We start from the raw sequence: 24,812 nt of genomic DNA on the forward strand, positions 1-24,812 counted from the left end.
GACCTCCGGATGGTTCGTCACACGACCGTCTCGGTCTGTGTGACGGTCCATGGTGGCTGGGGTCCTTGGGAGGGATACCCCCTCCGGGGGAGGAAGAAGACAGCCTGGCACCAGCCGGTTCGGGCCCACCCCTGGGCTGGGGTGGGCGCGGGGCTGCCTATCCGGCGAGCAGTTTCTCCGTCGGGATGACCTGGCGGGGCAGGGTGGGGCTCTCACATCGCAGTTCGGCGATGGCGTCGTAGCCGCTGTCGTAGAACTCCATCTTGATGTCGTGCGCACCCGCCGTCAGGGCGATCTGGCCGGTGTCGTCGCGTTTGGAGTGGTCGGTCCAGTTGTCGATGAGCGGCTTGCCGTCCACCCACAGCCGTACGCCGTCGTCGCTGGTGGTGATGAAGGTGTACGTCTCAGCCTTGTCGGCCACGACCTTCCCCGTCCAGCGCACGCTGAAGGTGTCGGCGCCGATGGCGGGGGCCGGCGCGGCCGAGCCCCAGTCGAAGTTCACGGTGGGGTCGATCCTGGTGACTGTGGCGCCGGTGAGGTCGGCGTTGTCGAAGTACGTCGCCGACAGCCCCTGCTGGTCGATCACCAGCGTCGTCACCGAGCCCGCCGGGAGCGTCACCGTGGCCTTGCCCCCGGCGATGGTGGCGGTTCCGGTCCGGTGCGGGGTCCAGGCGTCCGATGTGCTCTGCCAGATCGCGGCCGTCCCCGCCGTCAGTCCGGTCAGCGCGAGAGCGGCGTCGATCGGGTCGGTGCCGACGTTGACCAGGACCACGTTCTTGCTCTGGTCCGAGGCGAAGACGTGCAGCTTGTCGTTGTTCGCGCTCGCCTGGACGATGGTCTTGCCGAAGGGCCGGAACAGTCCCTCACCGGTGTACATGCCGATGCCGTGGTAGATGGGCAGGGGCTCGTTGCGCGGAATGTTGCCCTCCCCCTTCTCGCTGGTCAGGCCGAGCTGCCCGTTCTTGTCGCCGTACTGGTAGGCGCTGGCGCCCGCGTGCAGGATCTGCCCGAGGGCCGCCGCGCCCCACACCGTGTTGAAGTGGGTGAGCGTGCGGTGGCCGTCGTCGTCCTTGTGGTCGGAGTTGAACTCGCCGATCTGAATGTCGATCTTCCGGCCCAGTATGGACTCCGCGAGCGCGCTCACCTCCTTGATGTCGGTCTCGTACGTGCGGATCACGCTGCCGAGGAGCTGCTCGTCGGTGATCTGATCGTCGCCGGAGCCGTAGTCGTGGTAGTCGACGAAGTCGACGCGGCTGCCGGAGCCTTCGAGGAACGTCTTGATGTAGGTGCGGTCGTCCCAGGCCGTAGCCGGGCCGCCCACCTTGACCGCGGGGTTCTCGGCCCGCAGGGCGTCGGTGATCAGGTTGAAGCGTCTGCTGTACTCCGCCGCCGTCATCTCCGGCTTGTCGGGCGTGCACGCGCAGTTGAGCTCGTTGCCGAGGATGAACCGCTGGACCGGCTCACCGGTCGCCGCGAAGTGCTTGTAGAGGGCCACCGCGTCGCCGCGGTTCACCTCCGCGCTCTGCCGCCCGTCCACCTGGAGGATGACCACCGGTTCGGCGCCGAGGTCGCGGATGGCGGTGATCCAGGCGTCCCCCGAGACCTCCGTGGCGCATTTGTAGCCCCCGCAGACGATCGGGCTGTCATGGTTGCCGGGCTCCTGGTAGTGCAGCTCGATCCGCATCCGACCGACCCCGAGAGCGCGCAGCCGGTCGCGGTGCTTGGTGTCGTTGGTGATGTACGAACCTTCGCCGTACCCGGTGATCCCGATGCCGAAGTCGGTGGGGGCGATCGGCCGGATCGGTTGGGTGAAGTCCACCGAGACGGTGGCGGCCACTGCCGCCTCCGCCGGTGCGCCCGCCGTCCAGACCGCCGCGGCGGCCAGGCCGCCCGCGAGAACGGCGTGCAGCGTACGACGTGCCAGTGCGATCATCCTTCTCCTGTCACAAGGTCCACAAGATCCCGTGGATCATGACATATGCGGATTACGCGGAAGTGACTTCCCGAGTGGATGTGGCGCGCGGCACTTCCCCGATCTCGTGGCGCCGAGGGGGCATGGGCACACAACACCGTGATCCGGCACAATCGGCTCTATGCAGACGCACGAGAGGGCCTGATGCGACCTCTCCGCTCGAACGATCCCCGGGAAGTCGCCGGATACGTCCTGCGGGGACGGCTCGGCCAGGGCGGGCAGGGCACGGTGTTCCTGGGCACGTCCCCCAGCGGGCAGCAGGCGGCCGTCAAGCTCCTGCACGCCCCCTTCGGCCACGACCCCGACGCCCGGCGGCATTTCCATCGGGAGCTGGCGGCCCTGCAGCGGGTGGCGCCGTTCTGCACGGCCCGCGTCCTGGGGGCCGATCCCGACGCCGACCCTCCGTACGTCATCAGCGAGTACATCGACGGCCCGTCGCTGCAGGACGCGGTGCGCGACAACGGGCTGCTGGGCGGCGCGGATCTGGACCGGCTGGCCATCGCGACCGCCACGGCGCTGGGCGCCATCCACGCGGCGGGGGTGGTGCACCGCGACTTCAAGCCCGCCAACGTGCTCCTGGCCGCCGACGGTCCCCGGGTCATCGACTTCGGGATCGCGCGCCCGATCGACGCCACCGCCGCCACGGTCAGCGGGGTCGTGGGCACCCCGGCGTACATGTCGCCCGAGCAACTGTCCGGCCACCCCGCCGGTCCGCCGCTGGACATGTTCGCGTGGGGATGCACCATGGCGTTCGCGGCCAACGGCCGGCCGCCGTTCGGGCACGAACCGCTGCCCGCCGTGATCAACCGCATCCTGAACGCCGAGCCCGATCTGGGCCTGCTGACCGGGACCTTACGCGGCTTCGTCGCCGCCTGCCTGCACAAGGACCCGTCGTGGCGGCCGACCGCCCGGCAGGTGCTGCTGGGGCTCATGAACAAGCAGCCGGGTCCCCCTTCGTACGGGACACCGTTTCCCGCTTCGCACGGCACATCCCCGTCTCAGGGGACACCACCGGCACCCCGGCAGGGTCCTTGGCCGGTCACGCCGCAGCCCGCCACGCCCACCCCGACACAGCCGGGCCGTGCGCGTGGCGGCGTGATCGCCGGTGCGGTGCTCGCGGGGGCCCTGGTGATCGCCCTCACGGTGACCGCGGCCGTCGCCATCACCCGGGACTGGACACCGCAGACCCCTACCAGCCCGTCGCCTTCGGCGACGTCCCTGACTGCGACGGCCAGCACCACGGCCACGCCCACACCCAGCCCCGCGGCGCAGGTGGCCCGCTCACCGCGCCTGGGGCTGGAATTCTGGCAGGACAACGTGGCCGGCCCGATGGCCATCAGCGACCTCGACCGGCCCGTCACCACCGTCACCATGAAGCGCCGGCCGTTCGAACTGCGCTTCCCCACCCTCCCCAAGGACACGGCGGCCCAGGTCTGCGCGTGGATGGACGACTCGGTCTTCTCCGTGGACGACGGCGGCAAGGTGGCCGACCATCCCTGCTTCAAGCCGGGGACCGGCATCGCCGACTACGAGCACGGGTCGGGGACGCTGTACTTGAACAACCGCGGCCACAACTACCTGATCGGCGACCGGGTCGGGCACAGCTCCGCCTCCCAGGACTCGGTCCTGTTCTCCACGGTCTTCAAGGACGGCGCCTCGACGCTCCTGGCCGCCCAGCAGAAGGATCTGTATCTGACCGTCTTCATCGACCTGGACGGAGACGGGACCTTCAAACGAGCGTCGCCGGGTGAGTACGAATACGTCATCCTGCACTTCTCCGGCTGAGCGCGGTCCCCCTCTCTTCAACCACCGGGCGCCGGCCGCGGCCGCGGTGACCATGGCCGCCAGCACACCCACGCCCGGTCCGAACCGATGCGTCCAGGCGAAGACGGCGTCCACCCCCCACAGCACCGGCGGGACGCCGATCGACAGCGACAGGAGAGTGGCGGTCACCGCGGGTGCGCAGTCTTCGAGCCAGGTGACGAGCGTCCGGCGGATCTGAAGCCCTCTCACGTTCAACCCTCACATCCAGTTCAGCGGCGAAGCGTCTTGAATTCTCTGTGGTTCCCTGAAGGAGTCAGGTAACTCGGACGGGCGTGGCCTGGCCTGGGCTGTTCCCGTGCTCGATGAGCGTGAGCACGGGGGTGGCTTTGGCGTGGTGGAAGCCGGTCCGATGGTGAGAATTCCTGGCATGCCCTGTCCGGTACGGCTGGTGCCGTCCCGGCTTGGGTACATGGCCCGCCGGACGCTGTCCACCGCCGGTGGGCGGTGGGGCGGGCATCGTGCGCCGGTCGGGCACACGGCTGGAGGTCATCGGGTTGTTGCGTGGGCTGGCCTGGGCGCGGGTGGGCCGTTTCGGGGTGGGGCGCCTCTTGGCTCTGTCGCGTGCTGCCGGGCGGGGGTGCAGATCGGTTCGGGTGCGGCGGGCGCGGCGGGCCGCCCGGGTGGGCCTGCGAGTGCGGCGGGCGCGGGCCACGTTGCCCTCCACGATGGCGTGGATGGTGCGCGCCCCGGTGGAACGGTGGGTGCGGGTGGCGTGCTGGCCGAGCAGGCCGCGGGAGACGATCCGCTCGGCCGCTGCCCAGTCCCGATCACACGACAGGCCGCAGGCCGGGCAGTAAGCCCACCTCCAGCCCTTGTCGGTGAGCCGGTCCGGGGCCGGGCAATGCTGGAGCACCGACGTGCCATCCCCGCACCGGGGGCAGTACCGGGAAGTGCCACGCGCCGCGACGGTGACCACCGCGATGGCGTCCTTGGCCGCCAGGTGCCGGATCGCCTGCACGATCCGGCCGCGCACCTGCCCCGACAGGCGCGCGTTCGCCCTGGCCCGGCGTCCGCGCGCCTCCAGGGTGGCCAGGTCCTCCAGATAGATGACCGTCGCCCCCGCGGCGGCGGCCTGATCGACCGCCCACCGCGCCGCCGACCAGGTCAATGCCTTGTTCAGATGCCGGATACGGGCGCACAACCGCTCATGCTCGACCCCGAGCCTCTGGCAGGCCGTACGCAACGCGAGGTAGCGGGGATCAGCAGGCGTGATCCCGGCCAGCAGCCTTTGACAGGTGCCGGTGCTTGGCGGCCAGGTGTTCACGCTCGCCGCGCAGCCGGTGCAGTTTGGCCGACACGCCGCTCGCGTCGTAGACCAGCGGCCGCCCATCACTGATCACCCGACCATCGGCCACATCGGCCAGACGCCCCGCCACGCCGACCAGCAACCCGTTGAGCCCCCAGTCCAAGCCGCACCCGACCCGATGACCGGTAGCCGGCGCGAAACCGACCGCGATCTGGAACGGCAGGTCGACGCGCACCCGCCCCTTGACCACCCGCACGGTAGGGGCGCACAACGCCGCCTCCGCCGGCACCGTCGGCGGCAGCGCGACCGGCAGCACATGCCACGCCCAGTCCCTGGAAGAGGCGGGAAACTCCACCAGCGGAAGCCGCACCCGCAGCCGGGCGCTGCGGCCGTCGTCGCCGGGGCGCTCCAGGGTGAGCAGTTGCCGGTCGGCCGCCGCCAGCACGACCTGCGCCGCAACGTTCGGCGGCTCCTCCAGTTCGGTCAGATCGGCCGGGAACGCGCCATGCTCGTCGCGATACGCGCGAACCTGCCGGGTGCGGTTGCGGATGTCGGCCGCCGTCACCCCGTCCGGCAGCAGCGCACCCAACGCCTCCCACTCGGCGCCGGTGCGTGCACCCGTATCCTGCGGCCACGTCGCCACGATCGCCGCCACCAGACGGCGCCGGTGCAACGCCAGCCGCAACAGGCGGGCGGCCTGCTCCTGTGCGCACCGCAGCACCCGATCACCGACGTACACCCCCGAGGGCGGGCTCACACCCCAGCCGAGCCTGTGCAGCGCCATCCAGCCCTTCGACGGCAACACCCGCCCGTCCAGCCTCACCCCGGAGGCCAAAGCGTCCAGATCAGCCGCATTCCACCGGGCCACCACCAAACGGGCGGTCACATCGCGTGCCAGAGCGGTCAACCAGGTCACCCGCCGCACCAGCAGCGCCTGCGCGACGATCTCACCGCTCGCCTCCACCACGGCGGCATGGGCGGTGCAGGGAGCGGTCGCGGTGAGCCTACTCACCCACCGCCCCCATCAGGTGATGGGTGACCAGGCGGCATCGACACGTGTACCGCACGGGCTGGAGCCCAACCTGCACCCTGCCCACCCCCCGCCACCACGATATGCGATCGTAACGCTACCAAGAGTTGGCGTCTTTGGGTAGAACACGTGAGCGATACACCTCGAGCTGTGGCGCCGCCGGTGACGACGCCCGCCATCGGGGCTACCCTCTCCGCAACCCGTCCGAATGCCCTTGAATTGCTGTCATACACGCGAGGATGATCGCCCCTATGCGAGTTGTCGTTCTCGTCTGGGAAGGTCTGCTCGGACTCGCCACGATCGGGATGATCGTGGTAGCGCTGCTGAGCGCGCCGAGCGTGCATCTGGTCAACGTGCTGGCGCAGGCCGGGCCCTTGGGGCTGGTGGCGACAGGGCTGGCACTCTCGTTCCGCGCCGGGACGCCCAACGTGGCCGTCGGGTCGATCTCCGCTCTCACCGGCATGGTCACCGCGTCACTGGCGACACAGGGACTGGGCTGGGCCGCGGCGATCATCGCGATCGTGCTCGCCACGGTCGGCGGGCTCGTGCTGGGCCTGTTCGTCGCCGCGCTCTCGGCTCCGGCGTGGGCCGTGACTCTCGGCGCGGCCGTGGCCTGCGAGGCGGTGGTCATCGCGATAGCGGACGGCCAGACCGTCTTCTTCCAGCCCGGCGGTGACTTTCCGGGCTTTGTGTGGTTCGTGCTGTTCGTCATCGTGTCCTTGGGCGGCGCGCTGGCCTGGAGCGCCCTGCGCCTGAAGTCGGTGTGGCTCGGCGCCATCGTCGGGCTGGGCGGGTCGAGCCTGCTCGCCGCCCTGGGCGGAGTGGCGCTGCTGACCCGCCTCCACGCGGCGAGCCCCGCCTCGGGCTGGACCACCACCATGACGGCCCTGGCCGCGGTCCTGCTGGGCGGGATCAGCGTGCACGGCAAGCGGGGCGGCGTGGCGGGCACCGTGCTCGCGGTGCTGTTCCTGTCGCTGGTCCAGGCGCAGCTGGCGATCTGGGGCACGCCGTTCTGGGTGTTCATGCTCGTCACGGGAGGGGTGATCCTGGCCGCGCTGCTGGCCGGTCGGCTGGCCGACCTCGCGGCCCCGGAGGCACCCCGGCCCGTGACGCCGGAGCCGCGCATGCCCGTGTGACACGGCCTTTCCCTCGATCACAACTCTTCCGTCGGGAAGATCGCATCATGTATGTTCGACCCATCATCGAAGGAAAGTTTCACGTGAAGAGGGGCAATGGGCAAGAAGCTTCAGATGCTCGCGCTACCGATCGCAGCCGCCGCGCTGGCCATCCTGCCGACCATTCCCGCCCAGGCCGCCACGGGCTACGACCGGTGCCATGACGGCAACTACTGCATGTTCTCCGGCCTCGACGGCACGGGCGACATCATCGAGATCCAGAGCGACACGCCGGATCTGGCCACCTTGAACATGGCCGACCGGGGCAAGTCCGACTGGAACCGGACGAGCTCCTGGATCCACCTCTACTCCGAAGCCAATTACGGCGGCTGCTCGGCGGTGACGTCTCCGGGCGGCAAGGGCAACTTCTTCTCCACCTACCGCGACTTCTTCGACTCCGTCCGCTTCGACGGACAGAACGGACCGTCCTGCGGCATCGAGGACACCTTCCGGGTCAAGTCCCACTTCTGACCGCAGCATGAAGCTGACAGCGACACGAAGCTGATAGCAGTACCTGGCGCCCCGGCATCGCACCCGCGATGCCGGGGCGCATTCATGTCCGCTCGGTTGCCCACTGAACGTCCCGGGGTTCGTGCGCGTATCTCCTCATGGGTCGGCGCACCACACCCCTATCGCCGTTAGTACGGAACCGCGCAGGCCGTCCCCGCGCCGAACAGGCCATCACTTCTGTACGGTTCCGGCCAACGGTGGACTGTTACGAGGAGGCATCGTAGTGGCCGTGCCGACAAGGCTTGGGCGGATGGCTATGGCCGCGGCGCTGGCGTCGCTCGCATGGGCCGCCACCGCCCCGGGGAGCGCCGTCGCCGAGCCGGCGCCCACCCCGCAGGCCAAGGCCAAGGCCAGAGCCAAGCTGGTCAAGCTGAACGAGCAGGCCGACAAGGTGGTCGAGGAGTACAACCAGGCCACCGAGAGCTACCAGAAGGCCAAGACGAAGTACGACGCCCTCAACGCCGAAGTCGGCCGCAAGGGCGTACAGGCCGACGCCCTGCGCAGAGACCTCGCCGCGGTGGCGGTGAGCAACTATCAGTTCGGCGAGTTCGCTGGCTGGCAACGCTTCGTCGTCGAGGGCACCCCCGAGGCGACCCTGGGCGGCATGGCCGCCCTCGATCAGATGGCGCAGGACAGGGCGGCGAAACTCCGCGCCTACGAGGCGACCACCAAGGACCTGCGCGATCGGCGCGACGACGCCAAGACCGTCCTGGCCGAGACCGACGCGGCGCGCGACAAGGTGCGCGGGCAGAAGACGGAGGTCGAGAAGCTCATCGCCGAGCAGACCAAGATCTTGCGCAAGCTGGGTGCCTTCCAGACCGGCAACCCCAACAGCACCGGCATCAAGTACACCGGGCCGGCCTCCGGCAACGCCCTCGCCGCGCTCCAGTTCGCCTTCGCCCAGGTCGGCAAGCCGTACCGGTACGGCGCCACGGGTCCCGGCTCCTACGACTGCTCCGGTCTCACCCAGGCCGCCTGGCGGGCCGCGGGGGTCGGGATCCCCCGCACGACGTACACCCAGTGGAGCTGGGGCGCGAGCCGTCGCGTGTCACTCGACAAGCTGCGGCCCGGCGACCTGCTCTTCAGCAGAGGGCTGGGCCACATGGGGATGTACGTGGGCAACGGCAAGATGGTCCACGCGCCGCAGACCGGGGACGTCGTCAAGGTGGTCGACCTCGACGACTACTGGCGTGCCCGCCTCCTCGGCGCCATCCGCCCCTGACCACAACGCGCGGGTCGCAGTCCGTACGAGCTCACCCCTGGCGCTCATCGTCACTTAGAGCGATCATAAATGTGCTTTAGGTGACGACGAAGGAGTGTGACCCCCTGGAAGAGAACCCGTCGACAGCGCTCGGTACGGCCATGCCCGCGGAGCTCATGGCCGCCGGAGCGCCACGACCGAGTCACGACCTCAGAGTGCCCGCGGACCTGGTCGCGGCGGCCGAGCACGGACTGGCCGCCGGCGGCCGGCCGCACAAACGCGTACTGATCATCGGTGGCGGAATGGCCGGTCTGGTCGCCGCCTACGAGCTGATGCGACAGGGGCACGAGCCCATCGTCCTGGAAGCCCAGCAGCGGGTCGGCGGGCGCGTGCTCACCCTGCGCGGATTCGCGCCCGGCCTCTACGCCGAGGCGGGCGCGATGCGGATCCCACGCGTGCACGACCTCACACTCGCCTACTGCGAGAGGTTCGGGCTGACCCTGCGGCCGTTCGTCATGGGCAACCCCCGCGCCCTGGCCTACATCCAGGGCATCAGGACCACGATCAAGGAGCTCAACGACAACCCCGACATCATCGACTTCGGCCTGGCCGAGCACGAGCATGGCCGCACCTACGAGGACCTGTGGCGCACCGCCACCCAGGAGATCCACGACCTCTACGCGCAGGAGGGCGAGAACGCGCTCGACCGCATCTGCGCGGAATATGACCGCTACTCCATCCGCAGCTTCCTTCGCGAGCGTGGATTCTCCGAGGGGGCCATCGAGCTCTACGGCGTCATGAGCTTCCGGGAGGCCAACCTCAACGCGGCGGTCATCGAGCAGTTCCGCGAGATCATCGGGCGCGCGTTCGAGGACATGCAGGAGATCGAGGGCGGCGCCGACCGGTTGCCGACCGCCTTCTACCACGAGCTCAGGAACCACATCCGGTTCGGTCACGAGGTCTCCGCCATCGAGCAGGACGACCACTCGGTCACCCTGCACCTCAAGACCGGATCGGGCCGGACGACGCTCACCGGCGACTACGCCATCTGCACGATCCCGTTCTCGGTGCTGCGCGACGTCGAGACCCGGCCCGCCTTCTCCCGCCGCAAGCAGCGCGCCATCCGCGAACTCAACTACAACGCCTCCACCAAGATCCTCTTCCAGGTGCGGCGGCCGTTCTGGGAGCAGACCGACGGCATCATCGGCGGCACCACGGTCACCGACCTGCCGATCCGGCGCATCTGCTATCCCTCGCATCCCGTCCCCGACGAACGCTCGATCATGCTGGCCAGCTACACCTGGGGCCAGGACGCGCTGCGCTGGGGCGCGATGTCCTCGCAGAAGCGGATCGACCAGGCGCTCGAGGACGTCGCCAAGATCCATCCCCACATCTACGACCACTTCGAGTTCGGCGTCACGCACGCCTGGTACAACGACCCCTACGCGGCCGGCGCCTTCGCCCTGTTCGAGCCGCACCAGCAGAGCAGTCTGCATGACGCGATCATGGCGCCGGAGGGCCGCGTGCACTTCGCCGGCGAGCACTGCTCACTGTGGCACGCGTGGATCGAGGGCGCCCTGGAGTCGGGGCTCAGCGCGGCCCGAGCCGTACACGAGGCGGGCTGAGCACAGTCGGCGGGCGGGCGCGTCAGTGGCGCGCCCGCCCGGCGTAGTGGCGCAGGTGCGCCGCCGCCGTGGTCAGGTCGGCGGCGGCCGCCGCGCAGGCGGCGACGTGGGCGTCGATCGCCTCGCGCAGCCATGGCGGCGTCCCGCCGGCCAGCTTGGCCTCGATCTCGCGCAGACGTACGGCGCAGTCGGCCAGCGCGCGGATGTCGGCCTGCAGGAGTGCGGCGTGGGCGGCGATCGCCGCGGGATCGGCTGTCATCGGTCCTCCGGTCGGGGGGTCGGCCGCTCAGGGAGTCGGGAGCGCAGGTACCTGGCGGTTCGGGGGTCGGATAACGCTCGTGGGGCGATAGCGCAGCGGGGCGGCAGCTCAGGGGAGGTCGGCCGCTCAGGGGGTCGGAAGCGGGGCGGCGGCGTCGCGGAGCGTCTGGCGGGCGGTGGCCGACAGGCACAGCAGCGGGCGGGCGCCGTCGAGGCCCAGCTCCCGAAGCTGGCGGGCCAGCGGGTGCGCCGACCCCGGCGCCACGGCCAGCCGGAGCCGTGGCACGGGATGCAGGCGGCCCAGGCCGCGAGTCCGTACGCAGGAGCGCAGCGCGCCGCCCTCCGCCCCCCGCGCGTAGCCGACCAGGTCGCGGTCGCTCACGAGCAGCCAGGGGCCGAGGACCCCGCTCAGCGTGAGCAGCCGGTCGTCGAGGCCGCCGACGGCGATGCGCGCGTAACCGGAGGTGAGCTCGAACTCCAGCGGCACCAGGTACGGCTCGCCGCCCCACAGCTGTGGCGCCACGGCGCCGAGGGCGGCGGCGTCGATCACGGAGCCGGCCAGGAAGCTGCCGGAGCGCCGACGGTCGGCCCCGCGCGGCAGATCGAGCCAGACGCGCGGCGACCTCGACCGCCACGGGCCGGGTACGACGATCCCGAGGTGGAGCTCGCGGTAGCCGCCGCCCGCGCTGGTACGCCGGTCCCAGGAGGCGTGCACGGCGACCAAGGCGCGCCCGCCGACCCGTACGGCGGGCCCGAACCCGGTCCCCTCCAGCAGTGCCGCCGCCCCGGCCGGGTCCGCGGCGAAGTAGGCCGTGAGGCCGCTGCCGTTGTGGCACCTGATCGGCAGCTCGATCCCGTTCATGGCATACGTGGGCACCGTGAGGAAGGGCGAGCCGGCGGGGCGGGGGGCTCGGTCGGACAGCCGGTACGCCTGCGAGCGGACGACCTGCCCCCGGAACGGCCCGAGCCGCCCGTCGATCCGGCGACGCGCCTCGGGCAGGTCGTCGGCGATGTTGGCGATGTAGTGCTCGATGCTGTGGCAGAGCGGGAACAGGTGGGTGGCGTCGAAGTAGGCCACGACGTACCAGTCGGGATGCAGGTCGAAGCAGGTGCCCGCGCCCTGCCCGTCGAGGGTGGGGACGATGTCGTGCTGGTTGGTGACGCTGGCGACCCAGGTGCGCGGGTCGGCGGGCCGCTTGAAGTCGACGGGCGAGCCGACCGCGACGGCGTGCGTGACGGTGTAGCGGGCGCAGAACTCCGCGTCCTGGGCCAGGTTCATGATGGCCGCGCCGCCCGCGCTGTGGCCGATGAGTGCCAGCTCGGCGCCTTGGGGCAGACCGTAGTCGTCGATGGCCTTGGCCAGCGCGCGGCTGTAGGGGCTGCTGTCCAGCACGGCGCTGCTGAAGGCGCCGAGCAGGTCCTGGGGCGATTCGCCGTCGAGCCGTCCCGCCCGCATGCCGGGCGCCTGGACGACGTGACGCACCGCTCCGTCGAGGCCCGCCACGCTCTGGATGAGCACCCGTCCCGTCGTACCGACCACGCTGATGTTGCGCAGGAACCCGAGCAGCGAGCCCTGCGGGCTCAGCCGCGCGGATTCGGCCGCGGACAGCTCGACCCGGCGCGCCGCCCCCTCCCCCGTGTCGAGGACGGCGACCATCCTGTTGCTCATGCCGGTGATCGGGTCGGCGGTGGCGTAGCCCTTGCCCGTCGCGATCAGCCAGGCGGTGTCGTCGTTGAGCGGATTCTCGTCGAGCAGCGCCCGCAGGGCGAGGACCTCGCCGAAGACCGGGGCGAGGGCGCTGAGCGCGCGTACGGCGCCGCGGTCCTTGAGCAGGGCGCGCAGCGCGCGGACGGCCTCCAGGTCGCGGTCGGCGGCGGCGGCCTCGATGAGCCGGCCGAGCATGGGGTCGGTGCTCAGCTCGGGGTGGTCGAGGGCGACGGCGGCGATCCGCAGCCGCAGCGAGGTGGCCAGCACGCGTACGGCCAGGCTCTCCGTGCCCGCCATGCCGCCGAGCTTGGCCGCCAGGGTGCCCAGCGGGCCGCCGGTGAGCGCGTAGCCCAGCCCCGCGCCGTTGGTGATGGCGCGCAGCAGCGCGCGGTGGGCCAGGTAACCCGCTGAGGGGGCGTGCGGCAGGGCGCGCAGCAGGGCGCCGTCGGTGAGCGCGGCCGTGGCGTGGCCCGCCGCCTCCCGGATCGTGACCCCGATGTCGACCAGCTCACGGGCCGCGGCACGCATCGACCCGGCGGCCGGGTCGCTCCCACCTCTCACCGAGCCTCCCGCCCAACCACTCACCGAGGCACTCGACGGGCCGCCCGTTGGGCCGACCGGAGGGCCGCTCATCGAGCCGTCCGAAGGGCCGCTCATCGGGCCGTCCGTCGCGTCATGCTGACGAAGCGGGGGCTCGGATCCTCCGGGACGTTGCGGTGCAGCACGTCCGACAGCGTCCGCGTGCTCGCGATGATCCGCATGCCGTGCGGGGAGAAGGTCGCCGCGTTGGACACCCGCGGGGCCAGCAGCGGATTGGTCAGCGCCTGGGAGAAAGCGTCGATGGCGATGATCTTCGTGAGCAGCGGCGGCAGGATGGCGTCCGGGTTGCCGGGCTCCTCGGCGAACAGGCCGACGTAAAGGTCGAGGTCGTCGACGCTTCGGTAGAGCTCCCGCAGCGCGCCGCTGACCCGCTCGTCGCCGGAGACCTGGTCGAAACCGCGCACCCGGGGGAACCTGCAGTGTTCGCGGTAGCTGTTGTAGGGGGCCAGGCCGAGCGTGCGCGAGTCGGCGATGCTGGCCACGTCCACCTCCCTCAGGAGGGGGTCGGTGTTGAACAGGCCGACGCGGCCGGCGCGCTGGCGGGAGGCGTCCTCGAAGAGCCGGCCGAGGCCGTGCTCGGGGATCAGCGCGCCGCCGAGAAGGGTCCGCGCCATCGGCAGGTCGTGGCCGCCCACCGACAGCTGGGAGGGGATCAGGCTGTGCCAGCGGTAGACGAGGTTGAACTCCACCGAGGCCCAGTTCTCGCGGTGCCAGGGCACGTGGGCCAGCTTCGCCGACAGGCGCGAGTCCAGGGTGAAGCGGAAGTGGTAGGGCGTGATGTGGTTGATGTACTCCTCGACGACCAGCTTGATCAGCAGCACGATGAGGATGTTGCGCGCCGTCTGGAACAGGCGCTCGTCGTCCCAGCGCGGGCAGAGCTGGCCGAGCAGGCGGGCCACCCTGTTGTGCTCGCGCAGGAACAGCACCGTCAGCATGGTGAAGCCGAGCTGGATGTTGCCCCGGTCGCTCCCGGTCGCGAACAGGGTGTCGCGCTGCTGGTCGGTGAGCTCGGCGAAGCGGATGACGCTCAGGGCGGCGAACTCCGGTTTGATCTTGCCGTTCTCGCACAGGTAGGGCGGGAACTCCCCGCCGTTGATGAACTGGCTCTTGAGCAGCCCGCCCTGGAAGGTACGGAGCGCCGCCGTCGCCGTCTCGTGCAGGCCGTAGACCTGGTTGAGGTCGATGTGGTGATTGGAGCTGTTCTTGCGGGGGTCGCGCGGGAGGTGGACGTCACCGCGCAGGAAGCCGTCGGTGAACCACTGGGCGAAGTAGGCGAACAGCACCGTGGAGCGCGGGCACGGGATCATGCTCTCGCCACGGGTGAACAGGTCTGCGGCCTTCTCGGGGGTGGGCCGGGCGCTCTCGGGCACCGCGAGCGGGGGCAGGTGCCTGCCGCTGTAGGTGCGGTCGGTCAGCGAGGCCCATGAGGTGTAGTCGGCCATCGTGCTCAGCGGCTCCGGCCGTGGCGGCATCTCGCGGACCGCCTGGTCGATCAGCAGGGCGTTGAGGCGCCGCCGTACGGGCTGGATGGACTGGACGAGATCCCAGAATGGCCGGCCGTTGGTCAGCGCCAGGAACCTAAGCCGGTTGACCGCCCCGTCGGTGGCGATGCTCCGCGCCGTCGTCCGGCTCTTCGCCGTGGTCCGGCGCTTGGCCATCGTCATTGTTCCTGGCCTTCGGCGCCGAGCCCGAGGACGAACCGGTCGGGGAAGATCCCGCCGGCCCGGACGACCCGCCCCTCCGGCGGCGGGAGCAGGCGCACCCCGGGACGCAGCAGCAGCCGGCGTACGGCCTCGCAGATGACGGCCCTGGCCGGATGCACGCCCAGGCAGGCGTGCTGACCGAAACCGAAGAACAGCTGATGGTGGCCCGGCCGGTCGAGGCGGAACTCCTCGGGCTCGGCCACCACGTCCGCGTCGAACATGGCCGAGGCCGGCGCGGCGAGCACGAGCGTGCCCGCCGGGATCATCGTGGCGCGGGGGGTGCCGGCGGCCAGGACGTAGTCGCGCTCGCACAGCCGGGGCAGCAGCTTGAAGAACGGGTTGAACCGCAGCGCCTCCCAGACATGACGGTCGAAGGGGGCGGGGTCGGGGTCGCCGGCGGCCTCGATGGCCTGAGCCAGCACCTCCGGGCGCAGCAGAAGCTGCTCGACCGCCTCGACCATGGCTCCGGGCGCGCTCTCCACGAACCCCAGCGGCAGGCCGGCCATGTTGATCAGGATGCGTTCGTCGTCCACGCCGATCTCGGCGGGCAGGGCGGTGGCGGCGAGCCGGGTGAAGACGTCGTCGGGCAGGCGCCGTCCCGCCCGCAGCGCGGCCCGGCGTTCGGTGAGCCGCTCGCGCAGGTAGGCGATCATCTCCGAACCCGCGCGGACCGACGCGGCCTGGATCTTCGGATCGCCCAGGAAGTTGGCGAAGCCGTCGGTGACGATGGCCCGCGTCCACCGCGACAGGGTCTGCGCGTCGGGGCCGGGGAAGCCGAAGTAGGTCGCGGACACGCCCAGGGCGACGGGGCGGAACAGCCCGTGGACCGCTTCGACGCCGCCGGACGGCCAGGCGATGTCGAGCCGCTCGTCGGCCAGGCGCCCGGCCAGCTCGCGCACCCCGGCCACGTCGCGCGGGTCGAGCATGACCTGCATCAGCCCTTTGTCCCGCCAGTTCATCGGGGTGGCGTCCCGGCCCAGCATGAAGGGGCCGCCCAGGGCGGCGTCGAGACGGGGACCGAAGGCGCGTACGGAGAAGACCGTCTCGCGGGAGAGCACCTCGGTGACGTCGGCGAAGCGGGTCACGACCGTGAAGGCGGGCGTGACGAAGATGGGGCGGCGCTCGCGCAGCTCGGCGAACAGGGCCCGCCAGTCGCTGCGCAACCACTCCCGGACCAGGCCGAACGCGGAGATCGGATCACGCGCCAGCGCCTCGTCGTATCTCTCCAGATGGCCGCCCGTGGTTGTCTGATCGACAGCACCCATGCCGTATGGCCCTTCTGTCCGACGCCGGAGCGAACAAAGATCATTACGGTCTGTAGCCGCAACTAGGCATGCGATACCCATTTCTTGGTGACTACCCTATGGAGTGTTTTGATTCCCCTGAGTGACGGGTTCATCACTTCCAGGTCATTGCCGTGCGCTGGGGACGCGGCCGTTGAATGAGGAGCCCAATCGTCCTCGCCGATCATGGGAGGCAGTGTGAGCTCGTCATCCATCCCGCAGCCGGATTCGGGCAGGGCGGGCTCGGACGCCACGGATTCGGGCAGGACGGATTCGGGCAGGACGGAGACGGTGACGGCCACCACCGGCCGCCGGACCGTCTATCTGATCGTCCTGGTGGTGCTGCCCGTGCTGCTTCCCGTCCTGGCCGTGCCCGCCGCCTGGGGATGGGGCGTCGGCCCGCATGACGTGGTGATCGCGGTGGTGATGTACCTGGTCAGCATCTTCGGGATCGCCATCGGCTACCACCGGCTCTTCACCCACCGCGCCTTCAGGTGCAACCGGCCGCTGCGGGTCGCGCTCATGCTGGCCGGCGGCATGGCGGTCGAGGGCCCGGTCACCCTGTGGACGGCCGAGCACCGCCGGCACCACAAGTACGCCGACCGCGAGGGCGACCCGCACTCGCCGTGGCGTTACGGCGACAGCGGCCTGGCCCTGCTGCGCGGCATGGCGCACGCCCACATCGGCTGGTTCTACACCGCACGCGACCGCTCCAGCCGCCGGCACTGGGTGCCCGACCTGCTGGCCGACCCGGACGTGCGGCGGTTCGACGCCGCCTATCCGGCCGTGGCGGCGTTGTCGTTCGCGCTGCCGGCGGCGGTGGGCGGGCTGTGGTCGATGTCGTGGGCGGGCGCGTGGACGGCGTTGTTCTGGGGCGGGCTGGTCCGCTACGCCGTGGTACACCATGTCACGTGGTCGGTGAACTCCATCGCGCACACCTTCGGTGATCGCCCGTTCCGTACCCGGGACCGCTCGTCGAACGTCCGGTGGGTGGCGTTGCTGACGCTCGGCGAGGGCTGGCACAACTGGCACCACGTGGAGCCGACCTGCGCGCGGCACGGGGTGCTCAGCGGGCAACTCGACCCCAGCGCCCGGCTGATCCGATGGTTCGAGCTGGCGGGCTGGGCCTACGGCGTGCACTGGCCGGACCCCGACCGCCTGAGCGCTCGCCGCGTCGACCAGGGCGATCAGCGCCCCTGACTGCGCCGAGCGTGTCGGCCAGCGCGATTGACGCCCCTGACAGCGCCGCCCCGGCGGTCGAATGGACGACCTCGGACGGACATCAAGCGTTCAACTGTCCGCCTCGCACATACCGCTTTACCGGGCGTTTTTTGGGCAAGTCGGTTGTTATGGAGCGGGTTTCTCTGCTGGACTCCACCCCAGGGCTGCTGGTGGACGACAGCGACGACGACGATCCGGTGCTGCTGCGGCCGGACGGCAGCCGGGTCGACACCTGGCGTGAGCACTATCCCTATCCCGAGCGGCTGCCGCGGGAGAAGTACGACCACGACAAGCGGCTGTTGCAGATCGAACTGCTGAAGCTGCAGTACTGGGTCAAGGCCAACGGGCAGCGCCTGGTGATCCTGTTCGAGGGGCGTGACGCGGCGGGCAAGGGCGGCACGATCAAGCGGTTCATGGAGCATCTCAACCCGCGCGGGGCCACCGTGGTGGCGCTGGAGAAGCCGTCCGAGCGGGAGCGTACCCAGTGGTACCTGCAGCGCTACATCGCCCATCTGCCCGCGGCCGGGGAGATCGTGCTGTTCGACCGGTCCTGGTACAACCGCGCCGGGGTCGAGCGGGTGATGGGGTTCTGCACCGAGGCCGAGTGCCGGGAGTTCATGGTGCAGGTGCCGCAGTTCGAGCGGGCGCTGGTGCGCGACGGCATCCACCTGGTCAAGCTCTGGTTCTCGGTGACGCGCTCGGAGCAGCGCACCCGGTTCATCATCCGGCAGGTCGATCCGGTCCGGCAGTGGAAGCTGTCGCCGATGGACCTGGCCTCGCTGGATCGCTGGGACGACTACACCAGTGCCAAGGAGGAGATGTTCCTCAACACCGACATCCGCGAGGCGCCGTGGACGGTCATCAAGAGCAACGACAAGAAGCGGGGACGCCTGGAGGCGATGCGCCACGTGCTGAGCCGCTTCGACTACGACAACAAGGACCACGAGGTGGTCGGCACCCCGGACCCGCTCATCGTCAGGTCGGCGTCCGACATCTACGACGAGGACCACACGGCAAGCTCAACCCCCTGACCCGTGGAAGGTGACGGTCAGCTCGCCCTTGTCGACGTCGACCGTGACGGTCGAGCCCTCGGGGATGTCGCCGCTGAGCAGCGCGCGGCCGATCCTGGTCTCGACCTCGCGGGCGATGAAGCGCCGCAGCGGCCGGGCGCCGTAGACCGGGTCGTATCCCTGGTTGGCGATCAGCCGCCGCGCCGCCTCCGTGACCTCCAGGGTGAGCCGCCGGTCCGCCAGCCGCGACCGGATGTCGTCGAACATCAGGTCGACGATCTGCTCGATCTCGTTCTCGGTCAGCGGCTTGAACAGCACGATGTCGTCGACCCTGTTGAGAAACTCGGGCCGGAAGTGGCGGCGCAGCTCCCCCATCACCCGCTCGCGCGCCTCGGGCTTGATCTCGCCGTCGGAGGTGACCCCGTCGAGCAGGTACTGGGAGCCGATGTTGGAGGTCATGATGACCACGGTGTTGCGGAAGTCGACCGTACGGCCCTGAGCGTCGGTCAGCCGCCCGTCGTCGAGGACCTGCAGCAGCGTGTTGAACACGTCCGCGTGGGCCTTCTCGATCTCGTCGAACAGCACCACCGAGTACGGCTTGCGCCGCACCGCCTCCGTCAGCTGGCCGCCCTCCTCGTACCCGATGTAGCCCGGAGGGGCGCCGACGAGGCGGCTGACCGTGTGGCGCTCCTGGTACTCGCTCATGTCGATGCGGATCATGTTGTCCTCGGTGTCGAACAGCGCCGCCGCGAGCGATTTGGCCAGCTCGGTCTTGCCGACACCGGTCGGCCCGAGGAAGAGGAAGGATCCGATGGGGCGTCTGGGGTCCTTGATGCCGGCGCGGGCGCGGATGACGGCGTCGGCCACCAGCCGCACCGCCTCCTCCTGGCCGATGACGCGCTCGTGCAGGATCTCGTCCAGCCGCAGCAGCTTCTCGCGCTCCGCCTCCTTCAGCCGGCTCACCGGGATGCCGGTCCAGCGCGAGACGATGGAGGCGATCTCCTCCTCGGTCACGACCTCGCGCAGCAGCCGGTGCCCGTGCTGCCGGGTGTCCAGCCGCTCCTCCTCGCCACGCAGCCGCCGTTCCAGCTCGGGGAGCTTGCCGTGGCGCAGCTCGGCGGCGCGGTTGAGGTCGTAGTTACGCTCGGCCAGCTCCGCCTCCCGCCGTACGGACTCGATCTCCTGCCGCAGGGCCTGGACCTTGCGCAGGGCCGAGCGCTCGGCCTCCCACTGCGCCCGCATCGCGTCGGCTTCTGCGCGCAGGTCGGCCAGCTCCTTGCGCAGATCGGTGAGGCGGGTCCGGCTCGCCGCGTCGTCCTCCTTGGCCAGCGCGGCCTCCTCGATCTCCAGCCGCATCACCCGCCTGGTCAGCTCGTCGAGCTCGGCGGGCATGGAGTCGATCTCGGTACGGAGCATCGCGCACGCCTCGTCGACCAGGTCGATCGCCTTGTCCGGCAGGAACCGGTCGGCGATGTAGCGGTGGCTCAGATTCACCGCGGCGACGAGCGCGCTGTCCTGGATCTTCACCCCGTGGAAGACCTCCAGCCGCTCGCGCAGTCCGCGCAGGATCGAGATGGCGTCCTCCACGGAGGGCTCCTCGACCAGCACCGGCTGGAAGCGCCGCTCCAGGGCCGCGTCCTTCTCGATGTGCCGGCGGTACTCCTCGACCGTGGTCGCGCCGATCATGTGCAGTTCGCCGCGCGCGAGCATCGGCTTGAGCATGTTGCCGGCGTCCATGGCGCCTTCGGTCGCCCCGGCGCCCACCACCGTGTGGAGCTCGTCGACGAACAGCAGGATCCGGCCCTCGGCCGCCTTCACCTCGTTCAGCACGGCCTTGAGGCGTTCCTCGAACTCCCCGCGGTACTTGGCGCCGGCCACCAGCGAGCCCATGTCCAGACTGAAGATCGTCTTGTCGCGCAGTCCCTCGGGGACGTCACCGCGCACGATCCGCTGGGCGAGCCCTTCGACGATGGCCGTCTTGCCGACACCGGGGTCACCGATCAGGACAGGGTTGTTCTTGGTCTTGCGGGAGAGGATCTGGATCACCCGGCGGATCTCGGAGTCGCGGCCGATGACCGGGTCGAGCTTGTCCGCGCGGGCCTCGGCGACCAGGTCGCGCCCGTACTTCTCCAGTGCCTCGTAGGCCACTTCGGGCATGGCGGAGGTGACCCGCTGGTTGCCCCGGACGGCGGTGAGCGACTCCAGGAAGCGGTCGCGGGTCAGTCCCTGGCCGTGCAGCAGCCGTCCCGAGGCGCCCGAGGTCCCCTCCTCGATCATGGCCAGGAGAAGGTGCTCGACGGAGACGTACTCATCCTTGAGCCGCTTCGCCTCCCGCTCCGCGCTGTCGAGCAGCCGGGACAGCCGCTGGGTGACGAAGACCTGGCCGGGTGTCGTGCCCGGCCCGCTGACCTTGGGCCGGCGCGAAAGCTCCGCCTCCAGGTCGGTGATCAGGCTGTCCGTGTTCGCCCCCGCCGCCGCCAGCAGCCGGGGTGCCAGCCCTTCCGGTTGTTCGAGCAGGGCCAGCAGGAGGTGCTCGGCGTCGACCTCGGTGTGCCCGTGGCGTATGGCCTTGGTCTGGGCGTCGTGCAGGGCCTCCTGCGATTTCTGCGTCATCCGGTTCGGGTCCACTCCAGCCCCCTTTTAGTGTCGTTCAGACAAGCGCCGCAGGTTTGCTTCCAGCTCCTCGATCCGGTCGAGCAGGTCGATCACCAGGCCGATGGCGGCGTAGTTGATCGACAGGCCGTGGTGCAGCCGCTGGATCCGGGCGGCCACGGCCACCTGGGCGGGCGGGAAGCACAGCTCCCCTCTGGCGTCCCTGACCGGTTCGAGCAGGCCGAGCGCCACGAGCCGGCGGATGGCCTCCGGGTGCAGGCCGGTGGCGCGCGCGTAGGAGTTCAGGTCCAGGCGCGCCGGCCGTACGAGTGCGTAGGTCATGAACGCCCCCTCGGGTCGAAGGCCGAGACGGCGGCGAGCTGCTCGAACAGCCGCCGCTCCTCCTCGGTGAGCCGGGGCGGCACCATGACGCGGACCTCGGCGAAGAAGTCGCCGGCGCCGCCGCCGCGCGGGTCGGGCATGCCGCGCCCGCGCAGCCGCAGGCGGCGGCCGGTCGGGGTGCCCGGCGGCACCTTGAGCTTCGCCTCGCCGCCCGGCGTGTCGATGGCGACCGTGGCGCCCAGCGCGGCCTCCCAGGGCGCCAGCGGCAGGACGGCGTGGATGTCGCGTCCCTCGACGCGGTATCGGGGATGGTCGGCGATCCGGACGATGAGGTAGAGATCGCCCCGCGGCGCGTCGCCGCTTCCGTGGCCGCCCTCACCGGCGAGTCTGACGCGCCGGCCGTTCGTGACACCCGGAGGGATCGTGACGTCCAGCCGCCGGCCGCCGGGCAGCGTGATGGTGCGGCTGCCGCCCTTGTACGCCTCCTCGACCGTCAGCGTCAGCTCGGCCTCCTGGTCGGCACCGGGCACCGGCCCCCAGCCGCGCCCGCCTCGGCTGCCTCGGCCACCTCGGCCGCCGAACATGCCGCCGAGCAGGTCCTCGATGTCGATGCCGCCCTCGAAGCCCTCTCCCCCCGCCGGACGCCACTGGCGGCCGCCCCCGGCGCGGGCGCGGGCGTACTGCTCGGGGTCCATGTCGGGCGGCACCTGGCGGAAATCAGGACCGAACGCGTCGTACCTGCGGCGCGTTTGGGGATCGGACAGTACGGAGTACGCCTCCGAGATCTCCTTGAACCGGTCCTCCGCCCCGGGATCCTTGTTGACGTCGGGATGGTTGGCGCGTACGAGCTTGCGGTAGGCCCGCTGGATCTCGTCCTGGTCGGCCTTGCGGTCGACGCCCAGCACTTCGTAGAAGTCCCGCCGGACGACCATCACTCCGCCTTCTTCGACACGACCACCACCGCGGGGCGCAGCTGCCGCTGGCCGTCGCCGTAACCGGGACGCACCACCTCGACGACGGTGCCGGGCGCGACGTCGTCCCGTTCGACGGTGGCCACCGCCTCGTGGTGGACCGGGTCGAAGGGCACGTCCCTCTCGTCGTGGCGGGCGTACCCGAGGCGGGACAGCACCGCCAGGGCCTGGTCCCGTACGGCCCGCACCCCCTCGGCGATGGCTCGCGCCTCGCCTTTCTGACCGGCCGCGTGGCCCAGGGCGAGCTCCAGGTTGTCCAGGATGGGCAGCCACTCGGCCGCCACCCTGTCCCGTTCCTCGGCCCGCAGCCGTTCGGCGTCGCGGGCGATGCGTTTGCGCACGTTGTCCAGTTCGGCGACCGAACGCAGCCAGCGGTCCTCCAGTTCGGCGAGCTTCGCGTCGGTCTCCGCGGAGGCGTCGGCGGATGTCTCCGCAGGCGCCCCGGCAGGCGGTTCCGCAGGCGCCTTCACGGGCATGTCGGCGGGCGTGGGCCTGGGCGCGTCCGCCTTCGCGGGCGTGGACCTGGGCGCGTCCGCCTTCGCGGGCGCGCCCGGTGCCTGCCGAGCCGGCGCTTCGGCCTGGTCCGTCCGGTTCGTCCGGTCTTCGTGGCCGTTCATGTCACTCCGAGTCGGATGTGGTGAACTCGGCGTCGATCACGTCCTCGTCCCGGCCGGCAGCGGCCTCCGTCCTGCCCTGCGGCGGTACGCCGGCCTGGCCCTCCGGCCGGCCGCTGACCGCGAGCCCGTGATAGACCTGCTGGAGTTCGCCGCTGAGGCCGCGCAGCCGGTCGAGCGGCGCCTCTTCCTTGACCGCCTGCCGGGCGTCCTGGACGAGTTGCTCGGCACGCGCCTTCTCGTGGACGGGGACACCGTCGCCGAGCTCCTGCAGGCGGCGTTCCACCTGGTAGGCGACCGAGTCCAGCTCGTTGCGGGCGTCGATCGCCTCCCGGAGCCGGGCGTCCTCGTCACGGTGCTGCTCGGCGTCCTTGACCATCCGCTCAATGTCCTGCTTGTCCAGGTTGGAGCTCTCGGTGATGGTGATCTTCTGCTCGGCACCGGTGTCCTTGTCGCGGGCGGTGACGTTGAGAATGCCGTTGGCGTCGATGTCGAAGGTGACCTCGATCTGCGGCTCTCCCCGGGACGCGGGACGGATGTTCTCCAGCCGGAAGCGTCCGAGCACCCGGTTGTCGGCCGCGCGCTCCCGCTCCCCTTGCAGGATCACGATGTCGACGGCGTTCTGGTTGTCGTCGGCCGTGCTGAAGGTCTCGGTCCGGCGGGCCGGGATCGTGGTGTTGCGTTCGATGACCTTGGTCATGACGCCGCCGAGCGTCTCGACGCCCAGCGAGAGAGGCGTGACGTCGAGCAGGACGACGTCCTCGACCTCGCCCTTGAGGATGCCCGCCTGGATCGCCGCGCCGATGGCCACGACCTCGTCCGGGTTCACCGTCATGTTGGGGTCCTTGCCGCCGGTGAGCCTGCGTACGAGATTCTGCACGGCGGGCATGCGGGTCGACCCGCCGACGAGGATCACCTCGTCGATGTCCGACGGCCTGAGCTTGGCGTCCTCCATCGCCTGCTCCACAGGATGGACACAGCGCTCGACCAGGTCGGCGGTGATCTGCTCGAACGTGGAGCGCATGAGCGTGGTGTTGAGGTGCTTCGGCCCCGCGGCGTCCGCCGTGATGAACGGCAGGCTGATCGTGGTCTGGGTCACCGCCGACAGCTCGACCTTGGCCTTCTCCGCCGCCTCGAACAGCCGCTGCAGGGCCTGCGGGTCGCGGCGCAGGTCGATGCCCTGGTCCTTCTGGAACTCATCGGCCAGGTAGTCGACGATCCGCCGGTCGAAGTCGTCGCCGCCGAGGTGCCCGTCGCCGGAGGTCGAACGTACCTCGACGACCCCCTCACCGATGTCCAGGATGCTGACGTCGAAGGTGCCGCCGCCCAGGTCGAAGACCAGCACGGTCTCGTTGGACTTCTTGTCCAGCCCATAGGCCAGCGCGGCGGCGGTCGGCTCGTTGATGATCCGCAGGACCTCCAGCCCGGCGATGCGGCCCGCGTCCTTGGTCGCCTGGCGCTGGGCGTCGTTGAAGTAGGCCGGGACGGTGATGACGGCCTCGGTCACCTTCTCGCCGAGGTACTTCGCCGCGTCGGCGGCGAGCTTTCGCAGCACCAGGGCCGAGACCTCCTCCGGCGCGTACTGCTTGTCGCCGACCTGGAAGCGTACCGATCCGTCCGGCCCTTCCACCACGTCGAAGGAGACCGCGTGGATCTCGCTCTCGACCTCGTTGTAGCGGCGGCCGATGAACCGCTTGGCGGAGTAGATCGTCCCCTTAGGGTTGAGTATGGCCTGTCGGCGGGCCAGCTGGCCGACCAGCCGTTCGCCCTGGTCGGTGAACGCCACCACCGACGGTGTCGTCCGGGACCCCTCCGCGTTGGGAATGACCGTGGGCTGACCGTCCTCCGTGGCGGCGATCACCGAGTTGGTCGTACCGAGATCGATACCGACTGCTTTCGCCATGGCGAGCTCCCCCTAGCCGCTTTT

The 24,812-nt window shown here is 70.5% G+C and carries 19 protein-coding genes; 7 read left to right on the forward strand and 12 right to left on the reverse strand.

Annotated elements, in window-relative coordinates; genetic code table 11:
• Positions 1-157: 157 nt before the first annotated feature.
• The gene (locus ACIBO2_RS34645; RefSeq protein ID WP_358551960.1) at positions 158-1,933 is read right to left on the reverse strand and encodes a PA14 domain-containing protein; all 1,776 of its coding nucleotides are present in this window, start codon (positions 1,931-1,933) and stop codon (positions 158-160) included.
• 183 nt (positions 1,934-2,116) lie between these two features.
• On the opposite strand from ACIBO2_RS34645, the gene ACIBO2_RS34650 reads away from it, so the two are divergent.
• Complete coding sequence (locus ACIBO2_RS34650) at positions 2,117-3,757, forward strand: serine/threonine protein kinase (protein ID WP_397302378.1); 1,641 nt, start codon at positions 2,117-2,119, stop codon at positions 3,755-3,757.
• A 292-nt stretch (positions 3,758-4,049) separates the two neighbouring features.
• On the opposite strand, the gene ACIBO2_RS34655 is transcribed toward ACIBO2_RS34650, so the two are convergent.
• Both ACIBO2_RS34655 and ACIBO2_RS34660 read right to left on the reverse strand, forming a co-directional pair.
• On the reverse strand, positions 4,050-5,060 hold the full coding sequence (locus tag ACIBO2_RS34655) for a zinc ribbon domain-containing protein (RefSeq protein ID WP_397302381.1): 1,011 nt from the start codon (positions 5,058-5,060) through the stop codon (positions 4,050-4,052).
• Positions 4,996-6,054 (reverse strand): hypothetical protein, encoded by a 1,059-nt coding sequence (locus ACIBO2_RS34660; RefSeq protein WP_397302383.1) that lies wholly within the window; start codon positions 6,052-6,054, stop codon positions 4,996-4,998. The genes ACIBO2_RS34655 and ACIBO2_RS34660 overlap by 65 nt, the downstream gene beginning before the upstream one ends.
• Before the next feature lie 269 nt (positions 6,055-6,323).
• Between ACIBO2_RS34660 and ACIBO2_RS34665 the strand changes: the two genes are divergently transcribed.
• The 4 genes from ACIBO2_RS34665 to ACIBO2_RS34680 all read left to right on the forward strand — a co-directional run bounded on the left by ACIBO2_RS34665 (position 6,324) and on the right by ACIBO2_RS34680 (position 10,583).
• Entirely contained in the window at positions 6,324-7,208 is an 885-nt protein-coding gene (locus tag ACIBO2_RS34665; RefSeq protein WP_358552245.1) for a hypothetical protein, read from the forward strand.
• 96 nt (positions 7,209-7,304) lie between these two features.
• Positions 7,305-7,718, forward strand: a complete 414-nt coding sequence (locus ACIBO2_RS34670) for a peptidase inhibitor family I36 protein (RefSeq protein ID WP_397302387.1) — start codon at positions 7,305-7,307, stop codon at positions 7,716-7,718.
• Between the two features lie 268 nt (positions 7,719-7,986).
• Positions 7,987-8,979 (forward strand): NlpC/P60 family protein, encoded by a 993-nt coding sequence (locus tag ACIBO2_RS34675; RefSeq protein ID WP_358552249.1) that lies wholly within the window; start codon positions 7,987-7,989, stop codon positions 8,977-8,979.
• Between the two features lie 80 nt (positions 8,980-9,059).
• Positions 9,060-10,583, forward strand: coding sequence for a flavin monoamine oxidase family protein (locus ACIBO2_RS34680; RefSeq protein WP_358552251.1), 1,524 nt, complete (start codon positions 9,060-9,062; stop codon positions 10,581-10,583).
• A 22-nt stretch (positions 10,584-10,605) separates the two neighbouring features.
• On the opposite strand, the gene ACIBO2_RS34685 is transcribed toward ACIBO2_RS34680, so the two are convergent.
• From ACIBO2_RS34685 to ACIBO2_RS34700, 4 genes are all read right to left on the reverse strand, one after another.
• Positions 10,606-10,842, reverse strand: coding sequence for a hypothetical protein (locus ACIBO2_RS34685; protein ID WP_397302390.1), 237 nt, complete (start codon positions 10,840-10,842; stop codon positions 10,606-10,608).
• Between the two features lie 126 nt (positions 10,843-10,968).
• Complete coding sequence (locus tag ACIBO2_RS34690; protein WP_397302393.1) at positions 10,969-13,110, reverse strand: hypothetical protein; 2,142 nt, start codon at positions 13,108-13,110, stop codon at positions 10,969-10,971.
• Between the two features lie 92 nt (positions 13,111-13,202).
• On the reverse strand, positions 13,203-14,807 hold the full coding sequence (locus ACIBO2_RS34695) for a peroxidase family protein (RefSeq protein ID WP_358552257.1): 1,605 nt from the start codon (positions 14,805-14,807) through the stop codon (positions 13,203-13,205).
• Positions 14,808-14,809: 2 nt separating this feature from the next.
• Complete coding sequence (locus tag ACIBO2_RS34700) at positions 14,810-16,117, reverse strand: cytochrome P450 (protein ID WP_397302396.1); 1,308 nt, start codon at positions 16,115-16,117, stop codon at positions 14,810-14,812.
• Between the two features lie 309 nt (positions 16,118-16,426).
• Between ACIBO2_RS34700 and ACIBO2_RS34705 the strand changes: the two genes are divergently transcribed.
• Complete coding sequence (locus ACIBO2_RS34705) at positions 16,427-17,335, forward strand: acyl-CoA desaturase (RefSeq protein WP_397302566.1); 909 nt, start codon at positions 16,427-16,429, stop codon at positions 17,333-17,335.
• A gap of 149 nt (positions 17,336-17,484) precedes the next feature.
• On the forward strand, positions 17,485-18,387 hold the full coding sequence (gene ppk2 / locus ACIBO2_RS34710) for a polyphosphate kinase 2 (RefSeq protein ID WP_358552263.1): 903 nt from the start codon (positions 17,485-17,487) through the stop codon (positions 18,385-18,387).
• Here the strand turns inward: ppk2 and clpB are convergent.
• Genes clpB through dnaK form a run of 5 tightly spaced genes read right to left on the reverse strand, consistent with a single transcriptional unit; the run spans position 18,376 to position 24,788 of the window.
• On the reverse strand, positions 18,376-20,979 hold the full coding sequence (gene clpB / locus ACIBO2_RS34715) for an ATP-dependent chaperone ClpB (RefSeq protein WP_397302401.1): 2,604 nt from the start codon (positions 20,977-20,979) through the stop codon (positions 18,376-18,378). The genes ppk2 and clpB overlap by 12 nt on opposite strands.
• 27 nt (positions 20,980-21,006) lie before the next feature.
• Positions 21,007-21,300 (reverse strand): chaperone modulator CbpM, encoded by a 294-nt coding sequence (locus ACIBO2_RS34720; protein ID WP_358552267.1) that lies wholly within the window; start codon positions 21,298-21,300, stop codon positions 21,007-21,009.
• Positions 21,297-22,232 (reverse strand): DnaJ C-terminal domain-containing protein, encoded by a 936-nt coding sequence (locus ACIBO2_RS34725; RefSeq protein ID WP_397302405.1) that lies wholly within the window; start codon positions 22,230-22,232, stop codon positions 21,297-21,299. The genes ACIBO2_RS34720 and ACIBO2_RS34725 overlap by 4 nt, the downstream gene beginning before the upstream one ends.
• Entirely contained in the window at positions 22,232-22,888 is a 657-nt protein-coding gene (gene grpE / locus ACIBO2_RS34730) for a nucleotide exchange factor GrpE (RefSeq protein WP_358552271.1), read from the reverse strand. The genes ACIBO2_RS34725 and grpE overlap by 1 nt, the downstream gene beginning before the upstream one ends.
• Position 22,889: 1 nt before the next feature.
• Complete coding sequence (dnaK, locus tag ACIBO2_RS34735; RefSeq protein WP_358552273.1) at positions 22,890-24,788, reverse strand: molecular chaperone DnaK; 1,899 nt, start codon at positions 24,786-24,788, stop codon at positions 22,890-22,892.
• Between the last annotated feature and the right edge of the window lie 24 nt (positions 24,789-24,812).

This window comes from Nonomuraea sp. NPDC050022 (assembly GCF_044460705.1).
In the GTDB taxonomy this organism is placed as follows: domain Bacteria; phylum Actinomycetota; class Actinomycetes; order Streptosporangiales; family Streptosporangiaceae; genus Nonomuraea.

Excerpts from the sequence above, each read along its gene's own strand:
- ACIBO2_RS34645 (WP_358551960.1), bottom strand. The coding sequence starts at position 1,933 with ATGATCGCACTGGCACGTCGTACGCTGCACGCCGTTCTCGCGGGCGGC.
- ACIBO2_RS34650 (WP_397302378.1), top strand. The coding sequence starts at position 2,117 with ATGCGACCTCTCCGCTCGAACGATCCCCGGGAAGTCGCCGGATACGTC.
- ACIBO2_RS34665 (WP_358552245.1), top strand. The coding sequence starts at position 6,324 with ATGCGAGTTGTCGTTCTCGTCTGGGAAGGTCTGCTCGGACTCGCCACG.
- ACIBO2_RS34670 (WP_397302387.1), top strand. The coding sequence starts at position 7,305 with ATGGGCAAGAAGCTTCAGATGCTCGCGCTACCGATCGCAGCCGCCGCG.
- ACIBO2_RS34685 (WP_397302390.1), bottom strand. The coding sequence starts at position 10,842 with ATGACAGCCGATCCCGCGGCGATCGCCGCCCACGCCGCACTCCTGCAG.
- ACIBO2_RS34695 (WP_358552257.1), bottom strand. The coding sequence starts at position 14,807 with ATGGCCAAGCGCCGGACCACGGCGAAGAGCCGGACGACGGCGCGGAGC.
- ACIBO2_RS34700 (WP_397302396.1), bottom strand. The coding sequence starts at position 16,117 with ATGGGTGCTGTCGATCAGACAACCACGGGCGGCCATCTGGAGAGATAC.
- ppk2 (WP_358552263.1), top strand. The coding sequence starts at position 17,485 with ATGGAGCGGGTTTCTCTGCTGGACTCCACCCCAGGGCTGCTGGTGGAC.
- clpB (WP_397302401.1), bottom strand. The coding sequence starts at position 20,979 with ATGACGCAGAAATCGCAGGAGGCCCTGCACGACGCCCAGACCAAGGCC.
- ACIBO2_RS34720 (WP_358552267.1), bottom strand. The coding sequence starts at position 21,300 with ATGACCTACGCACTCGTACGGCCGGCGCGCCTGGACCTGAACTCCTAC.
- ACIBO2_RS34725 (WP_397302405.1), bottom strand. The coding sequence starts at position 22,232 with ATGGTCGTCCGGCGGGACTTCTACGAAGTGCTGGGCGTCGACCGCAAG.
- grpE (WP_358552271.1), bottom strand. The coding sequence starts at position 22,888 with ATGAACGGCCACGAAGACCGGACGAACCGGACGGACCAGGCCGAAGCG.
- dnaK (WP_358552273.1), bottom strand. The coding sequence starts at position 24,788 with ATGGCGAAAGCAGTCGGTATCGATCTCGGTACGACCAACTCGGTGATC.